This is a genomic window from Microbacterium oleivorans (assembly GCF_013389665.1).
GTDB lineage: Bacteria > Actinomycetota > Actinomycetes > Actinomycetales > Microbacteriaceae > Microbacterium > Microbacterium oleivorans_C.
Genome location: NZ_CP058316.1, coordinates 1,031,860 through 1,048,790, shown reverse-complemented (window position 1 = coordinate 1,048,790; position 16,931 = coordinate 1,031,860). Strand labels below are relative to the sequence as shown.

Genomic DNA, 16,931 nt, shown 5'->3' with positions numbered 1-16,931 from the left:
CTCGCCGTAAACGATGGTGATCTCAACCGGTCAACGCACCATCCGCGCTGTCGAGCGTATCCGCGTCAGTTCGTTGCGCGGCTGAGCTCGCGGTAGATCGTGGTGCGGGACACGTCGAACAGTTGGGACTGCTGCACGAGTAGGTGACATCTGATCTGGCTTGCCCGGAGGGTCGGCCTGGAAGGATGTTGCCGTGCCCAAGCCGTACCCGAGCGAGTTCCGTAGCGACGTGGTCCGCGTCGCGCGCAACCGCGAGCCCGGAATGACGATCGAGCAGATCGCGAAGGACTTCGGTGTTCACCCGATGACGCTGCAGAAGTGGATGCGTCGCGCGAACATCGACGAGGGTGCCAAGCCCGGTCAGACCCGCACCGAGTCCACGGAGCTGCGGGAGGCGCGTAAGCGGATCCGGTTGCTGGAGCAGGAGAACGAGGTGCTGCGGCGGGCGGCGGCGTATCTGTCGCAGGCGAACCTGCCGGGAAAAGGCTCTACCCGCTCGTGACCGAGCTCGCCGCCGACGGGATCCCCGTCGCGGTGACGTGCCGGGTTCTCAAGCTCGCCCGCCAGCCCTACTACCGGTGGCTCGCGGGCCCCATCACCGACGCCGAGGTGATCGAGGCGTATCGCGCCAACGCGTTGTTCGACGCGCACCGTGACGACCCCGAGTTCGGGCACCGGCTGCTCGCCGATGAGGCCCGCGAGGTGGGTGAAGCGATGGCGGATCGCACCGCGTGGCGGATCGCCTCGAGCAACGGCTGGTGGAGCACCTTCGGGAAACGTCGCCGCGGCAAGGGCGGCAAGGTCGGCCCACCCGTGCACGACGACCTCGTCGAGCGGGATTTCACTGCCACCGGTCCGAACCAACTGTGGCTGACCGACATCACCGAGCACCCGACCGGTGAGGGCAAGCTCTATCTCTGCGCGATCAAGGACGTATTTTCCGGAAAGATCGTCGGCTACTCCATCGACTCGAGGATGAAGTCACACCTCGCGGTCAACGCACTCCGCAACGCGGTCGCGATGCGCGGGAACGTCGCCGGCTGCGTCATCCACAGCGACAGAGGATCGCAGTTTCGCAGCCGGAAGTTCCTCCGCGAGATCAGCCACCACCGGATGGTGGGATCCATGGGCCGCGTCGGTGCCGCCGGCGACAACGCCGCGATGGAATCGTTCTTCGCGCTGCTGCAGAAGAACGTCCTCAACCGCCGCACCTGGGGCACCCGCGAAGAGCTGCGGATCGCAGTCGTGACCTGGATCGAGCGGACCTACCACCGACGCCGCCGACAACCCCGCCTGGGCCGTTTGACCCCAGTCGAGTTCGAAGCCATCATGAACACGCCAGCCGCTCTCGCGGCGTGACTAGAAACTGTCACCTATCCGTGCAGCAGTCCCGGTGGCGCAAATGGATCGATGTGTTCTACCGCAACGCGCTCGTCGACCGCGTGCAGGCTTACGACGTGGGTGGCGGCAGAGCCTACTTCCCGTCCTACAACCAGCGCAGAACCGATGACGGTCGGGGCAACGATTCGCCAACCCGAGGTGGCGATTCGAGATTGAACGGTGACCGTACGATCTGACCCGACTCATCGAGTACTCCACGCAGAGCGCGGGTGTGGTGGCGCCTGCTTCGTACCGCGCGACAATCTCGGCCACCACACACGCATCCAGCCGTCGACTCAGGCGGTGCGGAGTCAACTCTTGGCCGAGCGCATCAGCCAAACCCACCTTGAGACTCGCGAGCTTCTCGAGATCCCGAAGGCTCTCCGGCGCATTTTGCGCCGGGATCGACCCACGCATCACGAAGGCGTGAGCCGATCGGCTCCGAAGCCCCGCTCCTACACTCCCTCGATGACAGGCCTCTTGCCCCGTCTCCGCGCTCGTCGCGCCCGTTTGCTTTGTCGATCACGTGAGGGGAGGCTGTGGTCATGATCTCGTTCGAGCGGTTCTTGAGCTCCGCGCGCCGAACACTCGAGGGGCGCGCTCGTGGCCACGGCTACGCGAGGCTCGCCGAGAGCATCGACCACGATCTCTACGGCACGGCGGCCGCGGTCGGCATCCTGATCGGTCTGGGAGAGCGCCCGGAAGGTGAGCTCGCCGCAACGCTCCGCTCGGGCATCCTCGACTTCCGCCAGGCGGACGGGACCTTCGCCGACCCGACCCACGGGGTTCACCACCGGGCCGCGACGGCGCTGACGACGCTGCGCGCTCTCGGAGGCAGCTCGCCGGAGCCGTCGGCCGTCGCGCCGCTTCTTCGGGCAGAGTCGGTCCGACCCTTCCTGGACCAGCTCGACTGGAGCGACCCGTGGTTGACGTCTCACGATGCGGCGGGCGTGCTCGCGATCGGCCTCTCGACCGAGGCCGTCGATGCGCGAGCTCGCCGCCTCTGGCTCGACGCGTATCTGGATTGGCTCGCTGAGAATGTCGACCCCTCGACAGGGCTCTGGCGCAGGGGCGCGATGGGTGATCTCGACGATTTCCCGGGGCTGTTCGGCAACCTCGCCTGCAGCTTCCACCTCCACTTCCTGCTCACGCATCTCGGGCGACCGTGGCCGTATCCGACGCGGGTCGTCGATACCGGTCTGGCGCTGTACCGAGACACCGCGGCCGTCGTGGGAGGAGAGAGAGCCGACTGGGGGTTCCGCCAGCTCGACTGGGTGTACTCCGTCGCTCGCTCCGGTGACGGGGGGCATCGACCCGTCGAGGTCACCGAATGCCTCGTCGACCTGGCCGAGCGAGCTGCGGTCGCGTTCGAGGACCCCGATGCGGCGGCGGGAGACCTCCACGTCCTTCAGGCTCGGGTCTGTCTCGTTGCCGAGCTCAGCCGCCATCTTCCCGATCGTCTCGATGTCGGAGAACGTTCGCTCGTGACGATCCTCGACGAGCGCCCGTTCATCTAGTCGCCGCTCCCGCGCGCCGGTTCCTGCTCGACCGGTAGCCGATCAGAACGACGGTGCATGCCGCCACCGCGCACGCCGCGAGAAAGGCGGATGCGGGAATCGCCGACCCGATCCCGAACCCTGCCACCAGCGGCGCCGCGACCGCGCCCGCGATCATGCTCGCGGCGCCCAGGATCGAGGCCGCCGTGCCCGCGCGTTCCGCGTGCGATTCCAACGCGATGGCCTGCAGGCACGGGCCGAGGACTCCGAAGGCGCCGGTGAAGCCGAACAGGGGGATGAGGAAGGCGATCAGCGTCGCCGGGGGAGCGAGCGTGACGGAGACGACGAGGCTCAGAGCCGAGATCCCCGCCAACGCCGCGCCGACCCTCGCGACACGCGCAGGGCCGAAGCGCCCGGCGAGCACAGCGCTCGCTTGCGCCGCCGCGATCATCACCGCACCGTGTCCTCCGAAGATCACCGCGTACGTCGTCGCGTCCAGGCCGTAGACGCCCTGGAACAAGAAGGACGACGAGGCCATGTAGCCCATCATCCCGGCCCAGATCAGCGTGTTCGCGATCAGGACGACGGCGTACGCGCGATCGCGCATAAGCGCGAGGTAGTCGGTCGCCAGGAGGTGCAGGTCTCGCGCGCGTCGACGTTCCCGCGGCAGCGTCTCGTTCCGCGCGACGGTGAGCGCGACCACGGTGACGAGCAGTGCGCCGAAGGCGACCAGGATCCAGAACAGCCCACGCCAGTCGGTCGCGCCAAGCAGTACCGCGCCGAGGGCCGGCGAGAGCACGACGAACGAGCCGTTGATGAGCTGCAGTCGCGCGAGCAGCCGCACCATCCGGGCACCTGCCGCACAGTCCCGCACGATCGCGAGGGTGATCACCGCGCCCGCCGACGACCCGATGCCCTGGGCGACGCGGGAGGCGATGAGGACCTCGACAGACGGCGCCAGGGCGCAGCCGATGGATGCCACGACGTAGACCCCCAGCGCACCCAGCAGCGGACGCATCCGACCGATTCGGTCGGACAGCGGCCCTGCCGTGAGCTGTCCGGCGGCCATCCCGATGAAAGCGCCGGTGAGCGTGAGCGACACCATCGCCGGGGCCGCTCCGAGATCGCTCTCGATCATCGGGAACGAGGGCAGATAGAGGTCCATGGTGAGCGGCCACAGTGCTTGGACGAATCCGAGCACGATGAACGCGGTGGTCGTGAGCGAGGAAGCCTGCGGCCTACCAGGCATACGCCTCCGGCGCGGGCGCTCCGGGGCCCGGCCACATCCGGTCGAGCGCGGCGAGGTCGTCGCCGCTGAGCTCGACGTCGACGGCATCCAGCGCACTCAGCATGTGTCCCCGTCGCCGCGGTCCGACGATGGGGGCGGTGACGACGGGCTGGTGCAGCAGCCAGGCGATGCCGAGCGTCGCAGGATCGATTCCCCGCTCGTCGGCGAACCGTTCGTACTCGCGGATCTGCGCGGTTCGTTCCGGACTCAGGCGCGATGCATCGCTACGCGACGTGTCGCTCTTGCGGAGGATCCCCGCCAGCTCGCCGCCGGCGAGCGGCGACCAGGGCAGGAGGCCCATCCCGTATGACTCGGCGGCCGGCGCGACCTCGAGCTCGACCGACCGCTGGGCAAGGTTGTAGAGGGACTGTTCCGTGACGAGGGGCGTCTGCCCGGTGGCGGCGGCGACCTCCCGGTACTGGGCGATGTGCCAACCGGCGAAGTTCGACGACCCGAGGTACAGGATCTTGCCCTGATCGCGCAGGCGCGTGAAGGCGTCGAGGACCTCGTCGACCTGCACGTGACGGTCGATGTGGTGCATCTGGTACAGGTCTATGCGATCGGTCTGCAGCCGTCGGAGCGAGTTCTCGACGGCCGCGCGGATGTGCACCGAGGAGAGACCGCGATCGTTCCTTCCGTCGCCCATCGTGCCGTAGACCTTGGTGGCGAGGACCATGTCGTCGCGGCGACCGCGAGACTCGAACCACCGCCCGACGAGTGCTTCGGTCTGACCGGGCTCGTCTCCCCAGGGTGAGCCGCCGTAGACGTCGGCGGTGTCGAGGAACGTCACCCCGCGCTCGAACGCTTCGTCCAAGATCGAGAAGGATTCCTCCTCGTCGATCACCGGGCCCATGTTCATGGTTCCCAATGCGATGCGACTCACGACGGCGCCGGCGCGGCCGAGACGGGTGTACTTCATGCGGGTGCTGCCTTTCGAGCGGACGGGGAAGCAGGAGGATCAGGAGCTGCCTCGGACGACGAGCTCCGGCTGGAACACGACGTGGCTTTCGCCGACGTCGAGCCCGGTGAAGGTCGCCTCGAGCAGTCGGATGGCCGTCTCGCCCATCTCTCGGGCCGGCTGGCGCACGGTCGTCAGGGGGACCGCGGCGGTCTCGGCGGTCTCGATGTCGTCGTAGCCGGTCACAGCCACGTCGATCGGCACGCGGATGCCGGCCATGATGAGCGCGTGCAGCACGCCGAGCGCGATGACATCGGTGGGGCAGACGACGCCGTCGGGACGCTCGCTCTCCGGTCGGTCCACGAGGGTCCGCGCCGCCCGGACGCCGGCGGAGAGGGAGGCGTCCGGCGGTGCGATCGTCTCGAGCGTCACCCCGCTCGCACCGGCGACCGCGCGGCGGACGCCGGCGAGCCGATCGCGCGTCTGGTGGAGGGCGGGGTTCGAGTTGCCGATGAAGGCGATCCGCCGCCGTCCCGACTCGATCAGGTGCTGGGCGGCGAGCCATCCTCCGCGTTCGTCGTCCACGGACACGGAGGGGATGTGCGAGCCCGATGGTGCCGCACGGTCCACGAGGACGACGGGGATGCCCTGCGCGGACAGCCTTTCGACGCGCGCCAGATCCTCGGTCATCGGCGAGAGCAGCACACCACGGACGCGCTGCTCCTCGAACGCGTCGAGGTAGCGCGCTTCGCGGTCCGCGCTCTGGTCGCTGTTGCCCACGAGCACGGCGGTTCCGAAGGCCTCGCACGCGTCGTCGGCGCCGCGCGCGACGTCGGTGAAGAAGGGGTTGGACATATCCAGCACCACGAGGCCGACCATGCGGCTGCGGCCGACGCGCAGCTGTCGCGCGGCATGGTTACGGACGAAGCCGAGCTTGTCGATCGCCTGCTCCACCCGGACGCGGGTCTGCTCGGTGACGCGCTGCGGGTGGTTCAGGGCGTTCGAGACCGTGCCGGGCGAGACGCCGGCCAGCCGCGCCACGTCACGGACGCTGACCTGCTGGCCCGGCGCGACTGACGTCATGCCGGCCCCGCAGGCATCGGGCGGCCGTCGAGCCGTGCGCGGACGCGGAGGTCCGCAGTGCGGGCCAGGACTTTCTCGGGCGCGGGGCCGTGAACGAGGTACACGACGACATTCTCGCCGACGACGACATCGCGATCGGCCTCGGGATGCAGCGAGCCGAGCTCCGTGCCCACGACGGCGAACCCGCCCTGTTTCCAGGTCGCGTCACCCGTCCGCTCGATGACGAGCGTGGTCGCGTCGCGGGCGACGACCGATGCCACGACGCGACCGTGGCTCGTCACATGGACGACGTCCGCGCCAGCCGGCGCTTCGAGGCCCAGATACCCGGACACCAGGCGGCTTCCCGTATCACCGTGATGTGTGTGCGCGTCGGCGAAGGGGGTGCCGACGGCAGCGACCGCGCCGGGCCCTCGGACGAGCGCGATGGTCTCGTAGTGCACGGCGACGGCGGCGACCGGGTCGTGAGCGCCGAAGGACAGAACCCCCGTCGCGGGGGCGACGACTTGCTGCTGCACCGTTGCCATGGCCCGAGTATATTCGAAAAATCGATTTATGGAGGACTGATGCCCAGTGCGATGATCCTGACCGGAATGGAGCCGTACCGTGATCTGTGGCACGGCCTCGGTGCCACGTCGGAGCGCGTCTCGGAGCTGCTGCGGGGGTGGGGGTTCGACACCGAGCTCACCGACGATCTGCTGGCGGGCGTCGATGCCGCGCCGGACCTGCTGGTGGTGAACATCGCGGGGAGGGGATCGCACCCCGACCCGCGCGAGGCGCGGACCGCTCGGGGGCTGAACCGCATCCTCGACGAGCGCGTGCCCGTACTGGCCCTGCACTCCGCGGCCATCGCGTTCGCCGATCAGCCTGTGTGGCGGCAGATCATCGGTGGTCGCTGGGAGCCGGGCATCTCGGGGCATCCGCAGATCGGAACGAGCGCGATCCACGTGTTGCGCGGCCATGAGATCACGCATGAGCTCGATCCGTTCGCTGTCTACGACGAGCGGTACTCGCGCCTGACCCGAGACTCCGGCGTGGCCCTCGCCGAGCACGTCGAGGACGGCGTGCGTCACGAACTCGCGTGGGCACTGGAAGCGGATGACGGGCGTCGAGCGGTCTACGACGGACTCGGTCACGCGGTCGAGTCGTACGACTCGCCGGGCCGCGTCGAGCTGTTCCGTCGCGAGGTGGCGTGGCTCAGCCGCATCCGGATTCGCTCTTGACGGGGCTGCGGCGTCGGCTTTACAGTCGTGCCTGATCGAGTTAAATCGATTTAATAGTTACGAGGAGGTAACTGTGCGGTCACGAAAGCTCGCCACCACGACGGTGGCTGGAATCATCGCTCTGGCGCTCGCCGGTTGCGCCGGAGGGGATGCCGGCGCGGACGCATCGACCGACGATGTCGTCACGCTCGACTGGTGGACGTGGTGGGGCAACGCCGAGGCGTACGCCGACGCGTGGAACGCCGAGAACCCGAACATCCAGATCAAGGTCAGCAACGTCGGCATCGGCGAGGAGCAGACCGCGAAGCTGCTCGCGGCCGTCCGCGCCGGAGAGGGGCCGGACCTCGCGCTCGCCGAGTATCAGACTCTGCCTTCGTACGTGGTGTCCGGCATCGCCGAGGACATCACGCAGTACGTCTCGGACGCCGAGGACCGGTTCACCGAGCCCGTCTGGAATCTGACGACGCTGGAGGGAACGACGTACGGGGTGCCTGTCGACCTCGGCCCGATGATGCTGTTCTACCGGCCGGACCTCTTCGAGCAGTTCGGCATCGACGTCCCCGAGACGTGGGCCGAGTACCGCACGGCAGCCGAGACGGTCAAGGCGCAGGACCCGTCGGTGTTCATGAACGTGTTCTCGCCCATCGACGCCGGCAAGTTCGCCGGTCTCGCCCAGCAGGCCGGCGCCGAATGGTGGACCGTGGAAGACGGAACGTGGTCCGTCGACATCAACGACGACGCCAGCAAGAAGGTGGCCGATTACTGGCAGGGCCTCGTCGACAGCGAGCTCGTCTCGGCGCAGCCGTGGTGGACGCCTGAGTTCTACAAGCTCGTGGCCGACGGCAAGGTGCTGTCGTTCCCGGCGGGCGCGTGGCTGGGCGGCTCGAACTTCGTCACGAACATCGGGCCGGAACAGGCGGGCCTGTGGCGCGCCGCGCCGCTGCCGGTGTGGGACGAGGGCGACCCGACCGGGTACATGGGCTCGTCGACCATCGTCGTCACGACGACGAGCGAGCACCCCGAGCAGGCCGCGGAGTTCGTGAAGTGGCTGGGTGCCACTTCTGAGGGCAACGCCGAGCTCCACGACGTCGGTGCTCCGATCGCGTCGCTCGCCGGGCTCGAGGAATATGCCGACGAGCCCGGCCCCGACGGCAGCATCGTCCAAGGCCAGGAGGAGTACTACGGGCTTCTCGCGACAGTGCTCGAGAACACGGCATCCGTGACGTACGGGCCGAACTCCGTGGCGACCTTCACGGCGTACCGCGACGAGATCGGCCGCGCGCTGCGAGACGGATCGTCGTTCGCCGATGCGCTGGATGCCGTTCAGCAGGCCACGGTCGACGACCTCGAAGCCAGCGGCTTCACCGTCAACTAGTCCGCACTCATCAACGCCGGCTCGGCCCTCAGCGCGCCGGGCCGGCAGAGAGGCCAATCATGTCCGTCACCCTGTCCACTCCGCCGGTCGCGGATGCGGCTCCGACCCCGCTGCCCCCGCGCTTGCGCACCCCACGCGGCGGACGCGGACGCGGCCGGTCCGCGCGCGCGACGCCCTACCTCATGATGGTGCCGGCCATCGTCCTGTTCGTGGCTTTCTTCGTCATCCCGCTGGCGTACGCCGTCTTCCTGTCCTTCCAGACACGGTCGGTCGCGGGCGGGTCCGCCTACGGGCGCCGGGAGCAGGTGTTCGCGGGACTCGACAATTACGCCGCGGCGCTGTCGAACCCCGAGCTGCTCGCGTCGTTCGGACGGCTCGCCGTCTACGGCGTCGTGGTCGTGCCGCTCACCCTGCTGCTCGCGCTCGCCTTCGCGCTGCTGCTCGATCACCCGCGGACGACGTTGGCCAGCCCGTCGCGCATCGCGATCCTGCTGCCCTACGCCGTGCCTGGGGTCATCGCTTCACTGCTGTGGGGCTTCCTCTACCTGCCGAGCACGACGCCGTTCAACGCCGTCACTGGCATCTTCGGGATCCCGCCCACCGACTTCCTCGGATACCCCGAGGTCTTCGGGTCCCTCGCGAACATCGCGATCTGGGGTCACGTCGGCTTCAACATGATCATCATGTTCACGGCCCTCCGCGCGGTACCGGCGGAGATCTACGACTCGGCTCGCGTCGACGGGTGCTCCGAGTGGCAGATCGCGTGGAAGATCAAGATCCCGCTGATCGCTCCGGCGCTGGTGCTGTCCGGACTGTTCGCCTTCATCGGCACGCTGCAGGTGTATTCGGAGCCGACGATCCTCCGCACTCTCACGAGCTCGATCTCGTCGACGTTCTTCCCCCTGATGTCGATCTACCGGGATGCGTTCCATACCGACAACGTCTATGGCGCGGCAGCCACATCCGTGGTGCTCGCGATCGGCACGCTCGTCGTCTCCCTTCTCGTCCTGAAGTTCTTCCAACGTCGCGCGTTCACCGAGTGACCGGAGCCATCATGACCACTCTCACCTCACGTCCCACGCCCAACCGGGCGACGGCATCGCCTGCGCGGCGTCGTCCGCGCGCGGCGATCCTGCCCACCGTCATCCTCGCCGTCGGAGCGCTCTACTGCGTCATCCCGATCGCCTGGGTGCTCATCGCCGCCACGAAGGCCGGCTCCGAGCTCTTCACCACACCGACCTTCCAACCCGGCACCGGCCTGCTGCAGAACCTCGGCGACCTGTTCGGATACTCCTCGGGCATCTTCGGAGCGTGGGCGGCGAACTCGCTGCTCTACGCCTGCGGCGGTGCACTCGGATCCACGCTCGTGTCGGCCCTCGCCGGCTATGCGCTGGCGAAGTACGAGTTCCGCGGCAAGAACGCGATCTTCGTGATCCTGCTCGCCGGGGTGCTCATCCCCGGCATCACCCTGGCCATCCCGCAGTACTTCGTCATGTCGGCGCTGGGGCTCGCGAACACGCACATCTCGGTGCTGCTGCCCGTGCTCATCAGCCCGTTCGGCATCTACCTCACCCGCATCTACGCCAGCGCGTCGGTGCCGGACGAGACCATCGAGGCCGCGCGCATCGATGGGGCCAGCGACGTCCGAATCTTCGGCTCGATCGGCATCCCGATGATGCTGCCGGGCCTGGTCACGGTGTTCCTCCTCCAGTTCATCTGGATCTGGAACAACTTCCTGCTCCCGTACCTGATGCTCAGTGACGACTCGCGCTTTCCGCTCACCCTGGGCTTCTACACGATGATGAACCGCGGCTCGACGGAGCCGGCTCTGTACTCGGCGGTCATCACCGGGTCGGCGATCTCGATCCTCGCGATCATCGCGCTCATGGGGTCGCTGCAGCGCTTCTGGAAACTCGATCTACTCAGCGGAGGACTCAAAGGATGACTACCGACCAGACCACCACGACGACGTCCGCCGTCGACTCCGCCGCTCGCCGTCCGCTCTGGGCCGGCGGCCCCGAGGTGACGGGCCTGTGCATCGGCACGGCGGGCTGGAGCAGCGTCCCGGGCTTCCGCCCGGCCGCTCCCACCCTGCACGAGACCGAGCTCGCCGCCGAACGGCTGTTCGCCGGACCGGTCAACTTCGCCGACACGTCCAACAACTACGGGGGAGGCGAGAGCGAGCAGCGCCTGGGCCACGTCATCGAGCGCAACGGCGGGCTGCCGGACGGCTTCGTTCTGCAGACCAAGCTCGACCGCGACATGACGACGGGCGAGTTCTCGGGGAGTCGCATCCGTCGATCTCTCGAGGAGAGCCTCGAGAGACTCGGGCTCGACCGCCTGCCGATCGCCTATCTGCACGACCCCGAGAACACGACCTTCGACGAGGCGACGGGGCCCGGGGGCCCGGTGGATGAGATGAAGCGGATGCTGGACGAGGGGCTCATCGGTGCGCTCGGCATCTCGGGGGGGCCCGTCGAGATGCTTCTGCAGTACATGGACCTCGGCATCTTCTCGACGGTCATCACGCACAACCGATACACGCTGGTGGATCGATCGGCCGCGCCGGTGCTGGACCGTGCGCGCGAGCTCGGGATGGGAGTGCTGAACGGCGCTCCCTACGGAGGGGGGCTTCTCGCCTCCTACCCGCCGATCACGAACATCTACCACTATGCGCCCGCGCGACCGGCGATCCTCGCGGCAGCGGAGAGCATGGGGGCGCTCCTCCAGGCTCGCGGCATCCCGCTCGCCGCTGCCGCTCTGCAGTTCAGCCTGCGCGAGCCGCGCGTCACCTCCACGATCGTCGGCGCGCTTTACGCCGAACAGATCGACGCGGCCCTCGAGCTGAGCCGGGTGCCCATCGATGAGGACGTCTGGGTGGAGCTCGATGCGCTCACCCCGCCGGCATCCGAGTGGATCCCATGGCCGCTGCCGACGCGGTCGTGACCAAGCGCGATCGGGCGCCGGTCTCACCCGCCGGCCGGCGATATGCGCTTCTGGTCATCACGCTGGGCTTGCTTCACACGCTGGGCACGCTGACGGTCGACATCTATCTGCCCGCCTTCCCGCTCATCGGCGATGAGTTCGACGCGTCGCAAGCCGTCGTGCAGTTCACCTTCACCGGCGCGATGGTCGGGATGATGTTCGGCCAGCTGACGATCGGACCATGGAGCGATCGGGTGGGACGACGACTGCCGCTCGTGCTGTCGAGCGTCGCCCACGTGGCGGCGTCGGTCCTTTGTGCGACAGCCCCGACCATCGAGATCCTGATCGCGGCGAGGTTCCTCCAGGGGGCGGCATCCGCCGCGACGGTCGTCGTCACCATCGCGATCGTCCGCGACCTCTTCATCGGGACGAAGATGCTGCGCCTGCTCGCCAATCTCGCGCTGATCTACGGGACCGCGATCGTCGTGGGGCCATTCCTCGGCTCGCAGCTGTTGCTGGTGATGGACTGGCGGGGGGTGTTCTTCTCGCTCGCCGGCTATGCGGCTGTCATCGGCATCCTCGCCGCCTCGACCCTCGCCGAGACGCTCCCCGCCAGTCGCCGGCGGCAGCCGGGGCTCGCGCCGATCCTCGCGAGTTACCGCGCGGTCGCCCTCGATCGGCAGTTCATGGGGCTGTCCCTGGTGGGCGGGTTCGCCTGGGGAGGGATGTACGCGTACCTGAGCTCGTCGTCGTTCCTGTTCCAGCAGACGTTGGGGCTCAGCCAGTGGCAGTACGGTCTCGCCTTCGCCAGTCATGCGGTCTTCATGCTCGCCGGCTCACAGCTGGCGTCGCTGGCGATCACCTGGTGGCCCGCCCGACGGCTCCTGGCATTCGCGACCGTCAGCCTGCTCGTGGCGCCGGTGGCGCTGCTTCTCCTCCACGGCACGGGGTGGGGGCTGTGGGCGGTTCTGCCCCCGCTGTGGCTGTTCACCCTCGCGCTCGGCATCGCCAAGCCCTGCGTCCAGACGCTCGCCATGTCCCGCGTCACCCACCATGCCGGCGTCGCTTCGTCTCTGCTCGGAGGACTCAACACCGGCGTCGGAGCGCTCGCCACGCCGCTCGTCGGTCTGATCGGAATCACCTCGGCGGTCCCCGTCGCCGCGGTGATGATCGGGTTCGAGCTGCTGGCAGTTCTGGCGCTCGTCCTCGTCGGTCGGCCGGCAACCCCACCCCGCCACGCGTGACGTCTGTGCTTGTCTGGCAGCAGCACCTCGACGTCGACCTCTCGTCCGCGGCATCCGCCCCGGAGAACCGAACCACTCGATAGGAGAATCATGTCCACACTGCCCGACGGCGCCTACCCGGTCATGCTCACACCGTTCACCGATGACGGTGTGGTGGATGTCGACGGGCTGGACCGCTTCACGGACTGGCTCATCGACCGGGGAGCCGCGGGGCTGTTCCCCGTCGCCCTCTCGGGTGAGATGTTCGAGCTGTCCGAACCGGAGCGCTTGGATGTCGCTCGTAGGGTCGTGCAGCGGGCCGCGGGACGTGTGCCGGTGCTCGCCTCCGTCGTCGAGTTCGGCGACGCCGAGGCCGTGGCGGCCGCTACCGCACGTCTGGCTGAGACCGGCGTCGACGTCGTCGTGCTCATCGCCTCGGTGCTCCTCGCCGAATCCGACCCGGAATCGGCGCTGTGGGACAAGATCGACGCCGCGTTGGCGGCGGCACCCGAGGTGAGCTTCGGCGTGTACGAGTGCCCGCTTCCGTACCATCGGATTCTGAGCACGGCAGCCGTCTCGCAGCTGGCGAGCACGGGTCGCTTCACGTTCTTCAAGGAGACGAGCCACGACATCGCGACGATGGCCGAACGTGTCGCGGCCTCCGACGGAACTCCGCTCAAGGTGTTCAACGCGGGAATCGAGTCGCTCGTGGAGTCGCTCGAGGTGGGGGTGTCGGGTCTTTCGGGCTGGATCGTCAACGTTTACCCGGAGCACGTGCAGTGGATCGTCGAGAACGGTGCGACGGCGCGAGCACGCGAGCTGCAGACGGCGCTCGATCACGTCGAACGTTCGATGGGTCCGACCTACCCTGCCTCGGCGAAAGAGCTCGTCGAGCAGCGTGCCGGGCTGGGCTGGGGCCTCGGTGGTCGGTGGCAGCCGCGGGATGTCGATGCGGCAGCGATGTCGCAGCTCCTGGCCGGTGCCGACGCCATCGCGGCGGGCGGCCGCTGAGTCCGGCCCATCGTCGACCTCGGTGAGCCATGATCGGTCCACCGAGCCTTTCGCCGGAGAACGCGCGGGCTGAGCTCGCACAGGCCAGGAGGGCGCCCGGGGCCCCTCCAGAGCCCCGGGCGCAGGCCGGGCGCGAGCGAGGATTGTGCTCGCGGCCGTGGGGTCGAGCAGGCCCGCCCTGCTCCCCAGCAGCGCCGGATCGCGCCCGACGGGACCATCATGCCGCGCATGGCACAGGCGCGACACGGTCGCGTTCGGGTGGCGGGACGAGATAAAGCCCCGGTCAGGCTGCGTAAACGAGATCTCCCGAGCACCGTCTCCGGCCCCGCGCAGCACGACCTTGGGCTCGAGATTTCATCCGATCGGATGACGCGCGGCCGGAAGACACGCGCGCAGACCCGACGTGCGCGACCCGACGACAAGAACGCCCCGGCATCCGAGGATGCGGGGCGTTCTGCGATCCGGGGGAGACCGTCGACGTTCTGCTTCGACGCTACGGCCGGGCGGCGCCGCCGTCGAGTCGGCTCTTCGGGGGACACGGCGGCACGCCGCGGCGGCGGGTCGCACCATCAGCGGCGGTGGAACGGGCAGCGCGCGCCCTCACCGGTCTTCTGCACGCGGCCGCCGGAAGCGGGCTTGGTGGGCAGCCGCCGGAGGTCGACGTCGAGCCCGTCGCCGAGGATGGTCACGCCGGGGTCGCTCAGGACCGTGACGGCGGTCGCGAGGCCCGCGATCGCGAGCTTCTCGCCCGGGCAGCGGTGCCCGGTCGCGACGTCCGCGCCGCCGTGCGGCACGAAGGCCGTCAGCGCCTCGTAGTCCTCGACGCCGACGAAGCGCTCGGGGGCGAACGAGTCCGGGCGCTCCCACGACCGTTCATCGAGGTTCGTGCCGAGGATGTCGAGCACCACGCGACCACCCGCCTGCACGCGCTGGCCGTCGAGCTCGACATCGGCCACCGCGCGGGCGGGCAGCATGGGCACGAACGGGGCCGTGCGCCGGATCTCCTGTGCGAACGCGACCGCGAGCGGCCCGCCGTCGAGCGTGCCGCGGTCGGCGGATTCCGCAGCGATGCGCTCGCGCCATTCCGGCCGCTCGTGCAGTTCCTTCGCCGCGAATGCGACGAATCGTGCCACCGCGATCATCGGACGCATGCTGTTCTGCAGCTCGATGCCGGCGAGGCGCGCCGACAGCAGCACGCCCGACCGGTCCCGGTGCCAGGTCCACGCGCGCAGCGCCGCTCCCTCGGGGGCATCGAGGTCGCCGTCGCGCACCGCTTCGATGAGGCGCTGTGCGTGCCGATCCGACCATGACCGGTTCAGCCACGCGAGTGCGTACTCGGGGGAGTAGGGCACACCGAATCCGTCCACGATCTGGGCGAGGCGTGCGGCCCAGCGGGTCTTCGCCGCGGGGGTTCCGGGCAGGCCCGCCCAGCGCATGACCGCTCGACCGAAGGCGCCCACGGCGGCGTCGTAGGCGGATCGCTCGCCACCGCTCAGCCAGTCGTCGAGCTCCGCCCGCCATTCCGCGGCCAGCAGCGGCCGCAACCGCTCCACCTGTTCGTCTTCGTACGCCACGGTCAGGAACGTCGCCTTGCGGTGGCGGTGCTCCTCGCCGTCGAGGCTGTGCACGGACCCGTGCCCGAAGAGCGTCTCCTGCACGATCCCCGGCATCGCGCCGTGACGACGGATGCGGCTCTCGTCGTAGAACAGCTCGACGCCCTCCGCCCCCCGCACGAACACCGTCGGGTCGCCGAGCAGCCCCATCGGAGCCGACCGGGCGCCCGCCGGCACCCGCCTCCAGATCCGCTTGCCGAACCCGTAGCCGCGCAGCAGCAGGTGGGGCGAGTCGTCTCGCAGCGTCCGGGCGGCGGCGGTGATCGAGGCCATCATCCCCTCACGCTCACACGCCGTGCCCGCGGACCCCAGGGGGAGGCGCATCGCCGGCCGCTGTGCTAGCCGTCGGCGTCGCCGGCATCCAATCGACGGGCGGCGCGCCGGAGCACGGCCGACTCGATGAGCAGCACGCCTCCCACTGCCGCGGCTCCCAGTGCGACGAGCAGCAGGACGGGCACCAGATCGGCCCCGGGGGCCTGCACGACGCCGGCCTCCTGCCACGGCCAGAGCGCCCGCAGGGACCCGATCATGAGCCCGGTCATGGTCGCGAGCATGACGCGGCGCCGGTGGGCCAGAAGCCACTGCAGCACCGAGACGAACAGCCCCAGGCCCACCAACGCGCCGAGGACGAACACGCCGAGATACACCAAGTCGCGCTCATTGACCGCCGCCAGCGTCGGGGCGTACATGCCGACGGCCAGCAGCAGGAACGACCCCGAGACGCCGGGCACGACGAGCGCGCACACGGCGAAGGCGGCGGCCAGGGCGACCACCGGCAACGGTGGTTCGAGAGGATCGACCTGCGGCAGGCTGGTCAGGGCGAAGCCGACCGCGACGCCGAGCGCGGCGAGACCGTACTCGCGGGGCCGCCAGCGCCCGCCGACCATGCGGATCGGCACGACGAGCGACGCGAGGATGAGGCCGCAGAACAGCGCGCGCGAGGCGACCGGCTCGGCCTCGACGATGGGCGCGAGCAGCGCCGACGCCACCACGACGGCCGCGACCATCCCGACGCCCACGGGCAGGATGACCGCCCAGCGCACAGCGGCGAACTCGCGGCCGGCCCGCGCCATCCCGCGACCGCGCACGCCGTCGACGATCGCGTAGGCGATCCCGCGAGCCAGGTGGCCGGCCGATGCGATGAGCGTCTCGTAGACCCCTACGATCAACGCGACGGTGCCGCCGCTGACTCCCGGGATGATCTCCGCGGTTCCGATCAAGGCGCCGCGGCCGGCATCGAACAGCATTCGGGTGACGGGCACGCGGAACCTCCGAGGGAAAGGGGCGGAGTGCTCCAGGGTACCGGCCGCTTCCGGTGCGACCGCTGGATTCGACCCCTGGATGCGGCCGGCGACGAGACGACGTCCACGCGTTACCTCGCGTCCCGGCCTGTCGCAAGTGCCTCGACGGATTCGGTCC

Annotated in this window: 15 protein-coding genes; 9 read left to right on the top strand and 6 right to left on the bottom strand. The window is 69.2% G+C overall.

Annotated features, from left to right (window positions below; genetic code table 11):
* The first annotated feature begins 193 nt into the window (after nucleotides 1–193).
* Nucleotides 194–1,359 (top strand): IS3 family transposase gene (locus tag HW566_RS05140; RefSeq protein ID WP_178009562.1). Its coding sequence is split into 2 segments (ribosomal slippage): nucleotides 194–478 and nucleotides 481–1,359, totalling 1,164 coding nucleotides; the frame shifts between segments, so codons are not numbered across the junction.
* A 566-nt stretch (nucleotides 1,360–1,925) separates the two neighbouring features.
* Nucleotides 1,926–2,897: a hypothetical protein gene (locus HW566_RS05135; protein ID WP_178010978.1), complete on the top strand. Its 972-nt coding sequence runs from the start codon at nucleotides 1,926–1,928 to the stop codon at nucleotides 2,895–2,897.
* Here HW566_RS05135 and HW566_RS05130 read toward each other — a convergent pair.
* From HW566_RS05130 to HW566_RS05115, 4 genes are read right to left on the bottom strand one after another with little or no spacing between them, the layout of a single operon-like run.
* Complete coding sequence (locus HW566_RS05130) at nucleotides 2,890–4,125, bottom strand: multidrug effflux MFS transporter (protein ID WP_178010977.1); 1,236 nt, start codon at nucleotides 4,123–4,125, stop codon at nucleotides 2,890–2,892. The two genes, HW566_RS05135 and HW566_RS05130, sit on opposite strands and share 8 nt — an antisense overlap.
* Nucleotides 4,115–5,083 carry an aldo/keto reductase gene (locus tag HW566_RS05125; RefSeq protein ID WP_178010975.1) on the bottom strand — a complete coding sequence of 323 codons (969 nt, stop codon included), beginning with the start codon at nucleotides 5,081–5,083 and terminating at the stop codon, nucleotides 4,115–4,117. The genes HW566_RS05130 and HW566_RS05125 overlap by 11 nt, the downstream gene beginning before the upstream one ends.
* A gap of 39 nt (nucleotides 5,084–5,122) precedes the next feature.
* Nucleotides 5,123–6,145, bottom strand: a complete 1,023-nt coding sequence (locus HW566_RS05120) for a LacI family DNA-binding transcriptional regulator (RefSeq protein WP_178010973.1) — start codon at nucleotides 6,143–6,145, stop codon at nucleotides 5,123–5,125.
* Complete coding sequence (locus tag HW566_RS05115; protein WP_178010971.1) at nucleotides 6,142–6,669, bottom strand: hypothetical protein; 528 nt, start codon at nucleotides 6,667–6,669, stop codon at nucleotides 6,142–6,144. The genes HW566_RS05120 and HW566_RS05115 overlap by 4 nt, the downstream gene beginning before the upstream one ends.
* Nucleotides 6,670–6,708: 39 nt before the next feature.
* Between HW566_RS05115 and HW566_RS05110 the strand changes: the two genes are divergently transcribed.
* The 7 genes from HW566_RS05110 to HW566_RS05080 all read left to right on the top strand — a co-directional run bounded on the left by HW566_RS05110 (nucleotide 6,709) and on the right by HW566_RS05080 (nucleotide 13,899).
* A complete protein-coding gene (locus HW566_RS05110; protein ID WP_178010969.1) occupies nucleotides 6,709–7,365 on the top strand; it encodes a ThuA domain-containing protein in 657 nt (218 codons plus the stop codon).
* 73 nt (nucleotides 7,366–7,438) lie between these two features.
* On the top strand, nucleotides 7,439–8,740 hold the full coding sequence (locus HW566_RS05105; protein WP_178010968.1) for an ABC transporter substrate-binding protein: 1,302 nt from the start codon (nucleotides 7,439–7,441) through the stop codon (nucleotides 8,738–8,740).
* 59 nt (nucleotides 8,741–8,799) lie between these two features.
* Nucleotides 8,800–9,783 (top strand): carbohydrate ABC transporter permease, encoded by a 984-nt coding sequence (locus HW566_RS05100; protein WP_178010966.1) that lies wholly within the window; start codon nucleotides 8,800–8,802, stop codon nucleotides 9,781–9,783.
* An 11-nt stretch (nucleotides 9,784–9,794) separates the two neighbouring features.
* The gene (locus HW566_RS05095; protein ID WP_178010964.1) at nucleotides 9,795–10,685 is read left to right on the top strand and encodes a carbohydrate ABC transporter permease; all 891 of its coding nucleotides are present in this window, start codon (nucleotides 9,795–9,797) and stop codon (nucleotides 10,683–10,685) included.
* Nucleotides 10,682–11,686 carry an aldo/keto reductase gene (locus HW566_RS05090; protein ID WP_178010962.1) on the top strand — a complete coding sequence of 335 codons (1,005 nt, stop codon included), beginning with the start codon at nucleotides 10,682–10,684 and terminating at the stop codon, nucleotides 11,684–11,686. The genes HW566_RS05095 and HW566_RS05090 overlap by 4 nt, the downstream gene beginning before the upstream one ends.
* On the top strand, nucleotides 11,662–12,909 hold the full coding sequence (locus tag HW566_RS05085) for a multidrug effflux MFS transporter (protein ID WP_178010960.1): 1,248 nt from the start codon (nucleotides 11,662–11,664) through the stop codon (nucleotides 12,907–12,909). Before HW566_RS05090 ends, HW566_RS05085 begins: the two co-directional genes overlap by 25 nt.
* 90 nt (nucleotides 12,910–12,999) lie before the next feature.
* Nucleotides 13,000–13,899, top strand: a complete 900-nt coding sequence (locus tag HW566_RS05080; protein WP_178010958.1) for a dihydrodipicolinate synthase family protein — start codon at nucleotides 13,000–13,002, stop codon at nucleotides 13,897–13,899.
* Between the two features lie 569 nt (nucleotides 13,900–14,468).
* Here the strand turns inward: HW566_RS05080 and HW566_RS05075 are convergent.
* Together HW566_RS05075 and HW566_RS05070 are read right to left on the bottom strand one after the other, a co-directional pair.
* Complete coding sequence (locus tag HW566_RS05075) at nucleotides 14,469–15,785, bottom strand: cytochrome P450 (RefSeq protein WP_178014698.1); 1,317 nt, start codon at nucleotides 15,783–15,785, stop codon at nucleotides 14,469–14,471.
* A gap of 65 nt (nucleotides 15,786–15,850) precedes the next feature.
* Complete coding sequence (locus HW566_RS05070) at nucleotides 15,851–16,774, bottom strand: DUF368 domain-containing protein (RefSeq protein ID WP_256728875.1); 924 nt, start codon at nucleotides 16,772–16,774, stop codon at nucleotides 15,851–15,853.
* Between the last annotated feature and the right edge of the window lie 157 nt (nucleotides 16,775–16,931).

Coding starts and splice junctions, on each gene's coding strand:
- HW566_RS05130 (WP_178010977.1), bottom strand. CDS start 4,125: ATGCCTGGTAGGCCGCAGGCTTCCTCGCTCACGACCACCGCGTTCATC.
- HW566_RS05075 (WP_178014698.1), bottom strand. CDS start 15,785: ATGGCCTCGATCACCGCCGCCGCCCGGACGCTGCGAGACGACTCGCCC.
- HW566_RS05115 (WP_178010971.1), bottom strand. CDS start 6,669: ATGGCAACGGTGCAGCAGCAAGTCGTCGCCCCCGCGACGGGGGTTCTG.
- HW566_RS05110 (WP_178010969.1), top strand. CDS start 6,709: ATGCCCAGTGCGATGATCCTGACCGGAATGGAGCCGTACCGTGATCTG.
- HW566_RS05125 (WP_178010975.1), bottom strand. CDS start 5,083: ATGAAGTACACCCGTCTCGGCCGCGCCGGCGCCGTCGTGAGTCGCATC.
- HW566_RS05120 (WP_178010973.1), bottom strand. CDS start 6,145: ATGACGTCAGTCGCGCCGGGCCAGCAGGTCAGCGTCCGTGACGTGGCG.
- HW566_RS05135 (WP_178010978.1), top strand. CDS start 1,926: ATGATCTCGTTCGAGCGGTTCTTGAGCTCCGCGCGCCGAACACTCGAG.
- HW566_RS05100 (WP_178010966.1), top strand. CDS start 8,800: ATGTCCGTCACCCTGTCCACTCCGCCGGTCGCGGATGCGGCTCCGACC.
- HW566_RS05085 (WP_178010960.1), top strand. CDS start 11,662: ATGGCCGCTGCCGACGCGGTCGTGACCAAGCGCGATCGGGCGCCGGTC.
- HW566_RS05095 (WP_178010964.1), top strand. CDS start 9,795: ATGACCACTCTCACCTCACGTCCCACGCCCAACCGGGCGACGGCATCG.
- HW566_RS05080 (WP_178010958.1), top strand. CDS start 13,000: ATGTCCACACTGCCCGACGGCGCCTACCCGGTCATGCTCACACCGTTC.
- HW566_RS05090 (WP_178010962.1), top strand. CDS start 10,682: ATGACTACCGACCAGACCACCACGACGACGTCCGCCGTCGACTCCGCC.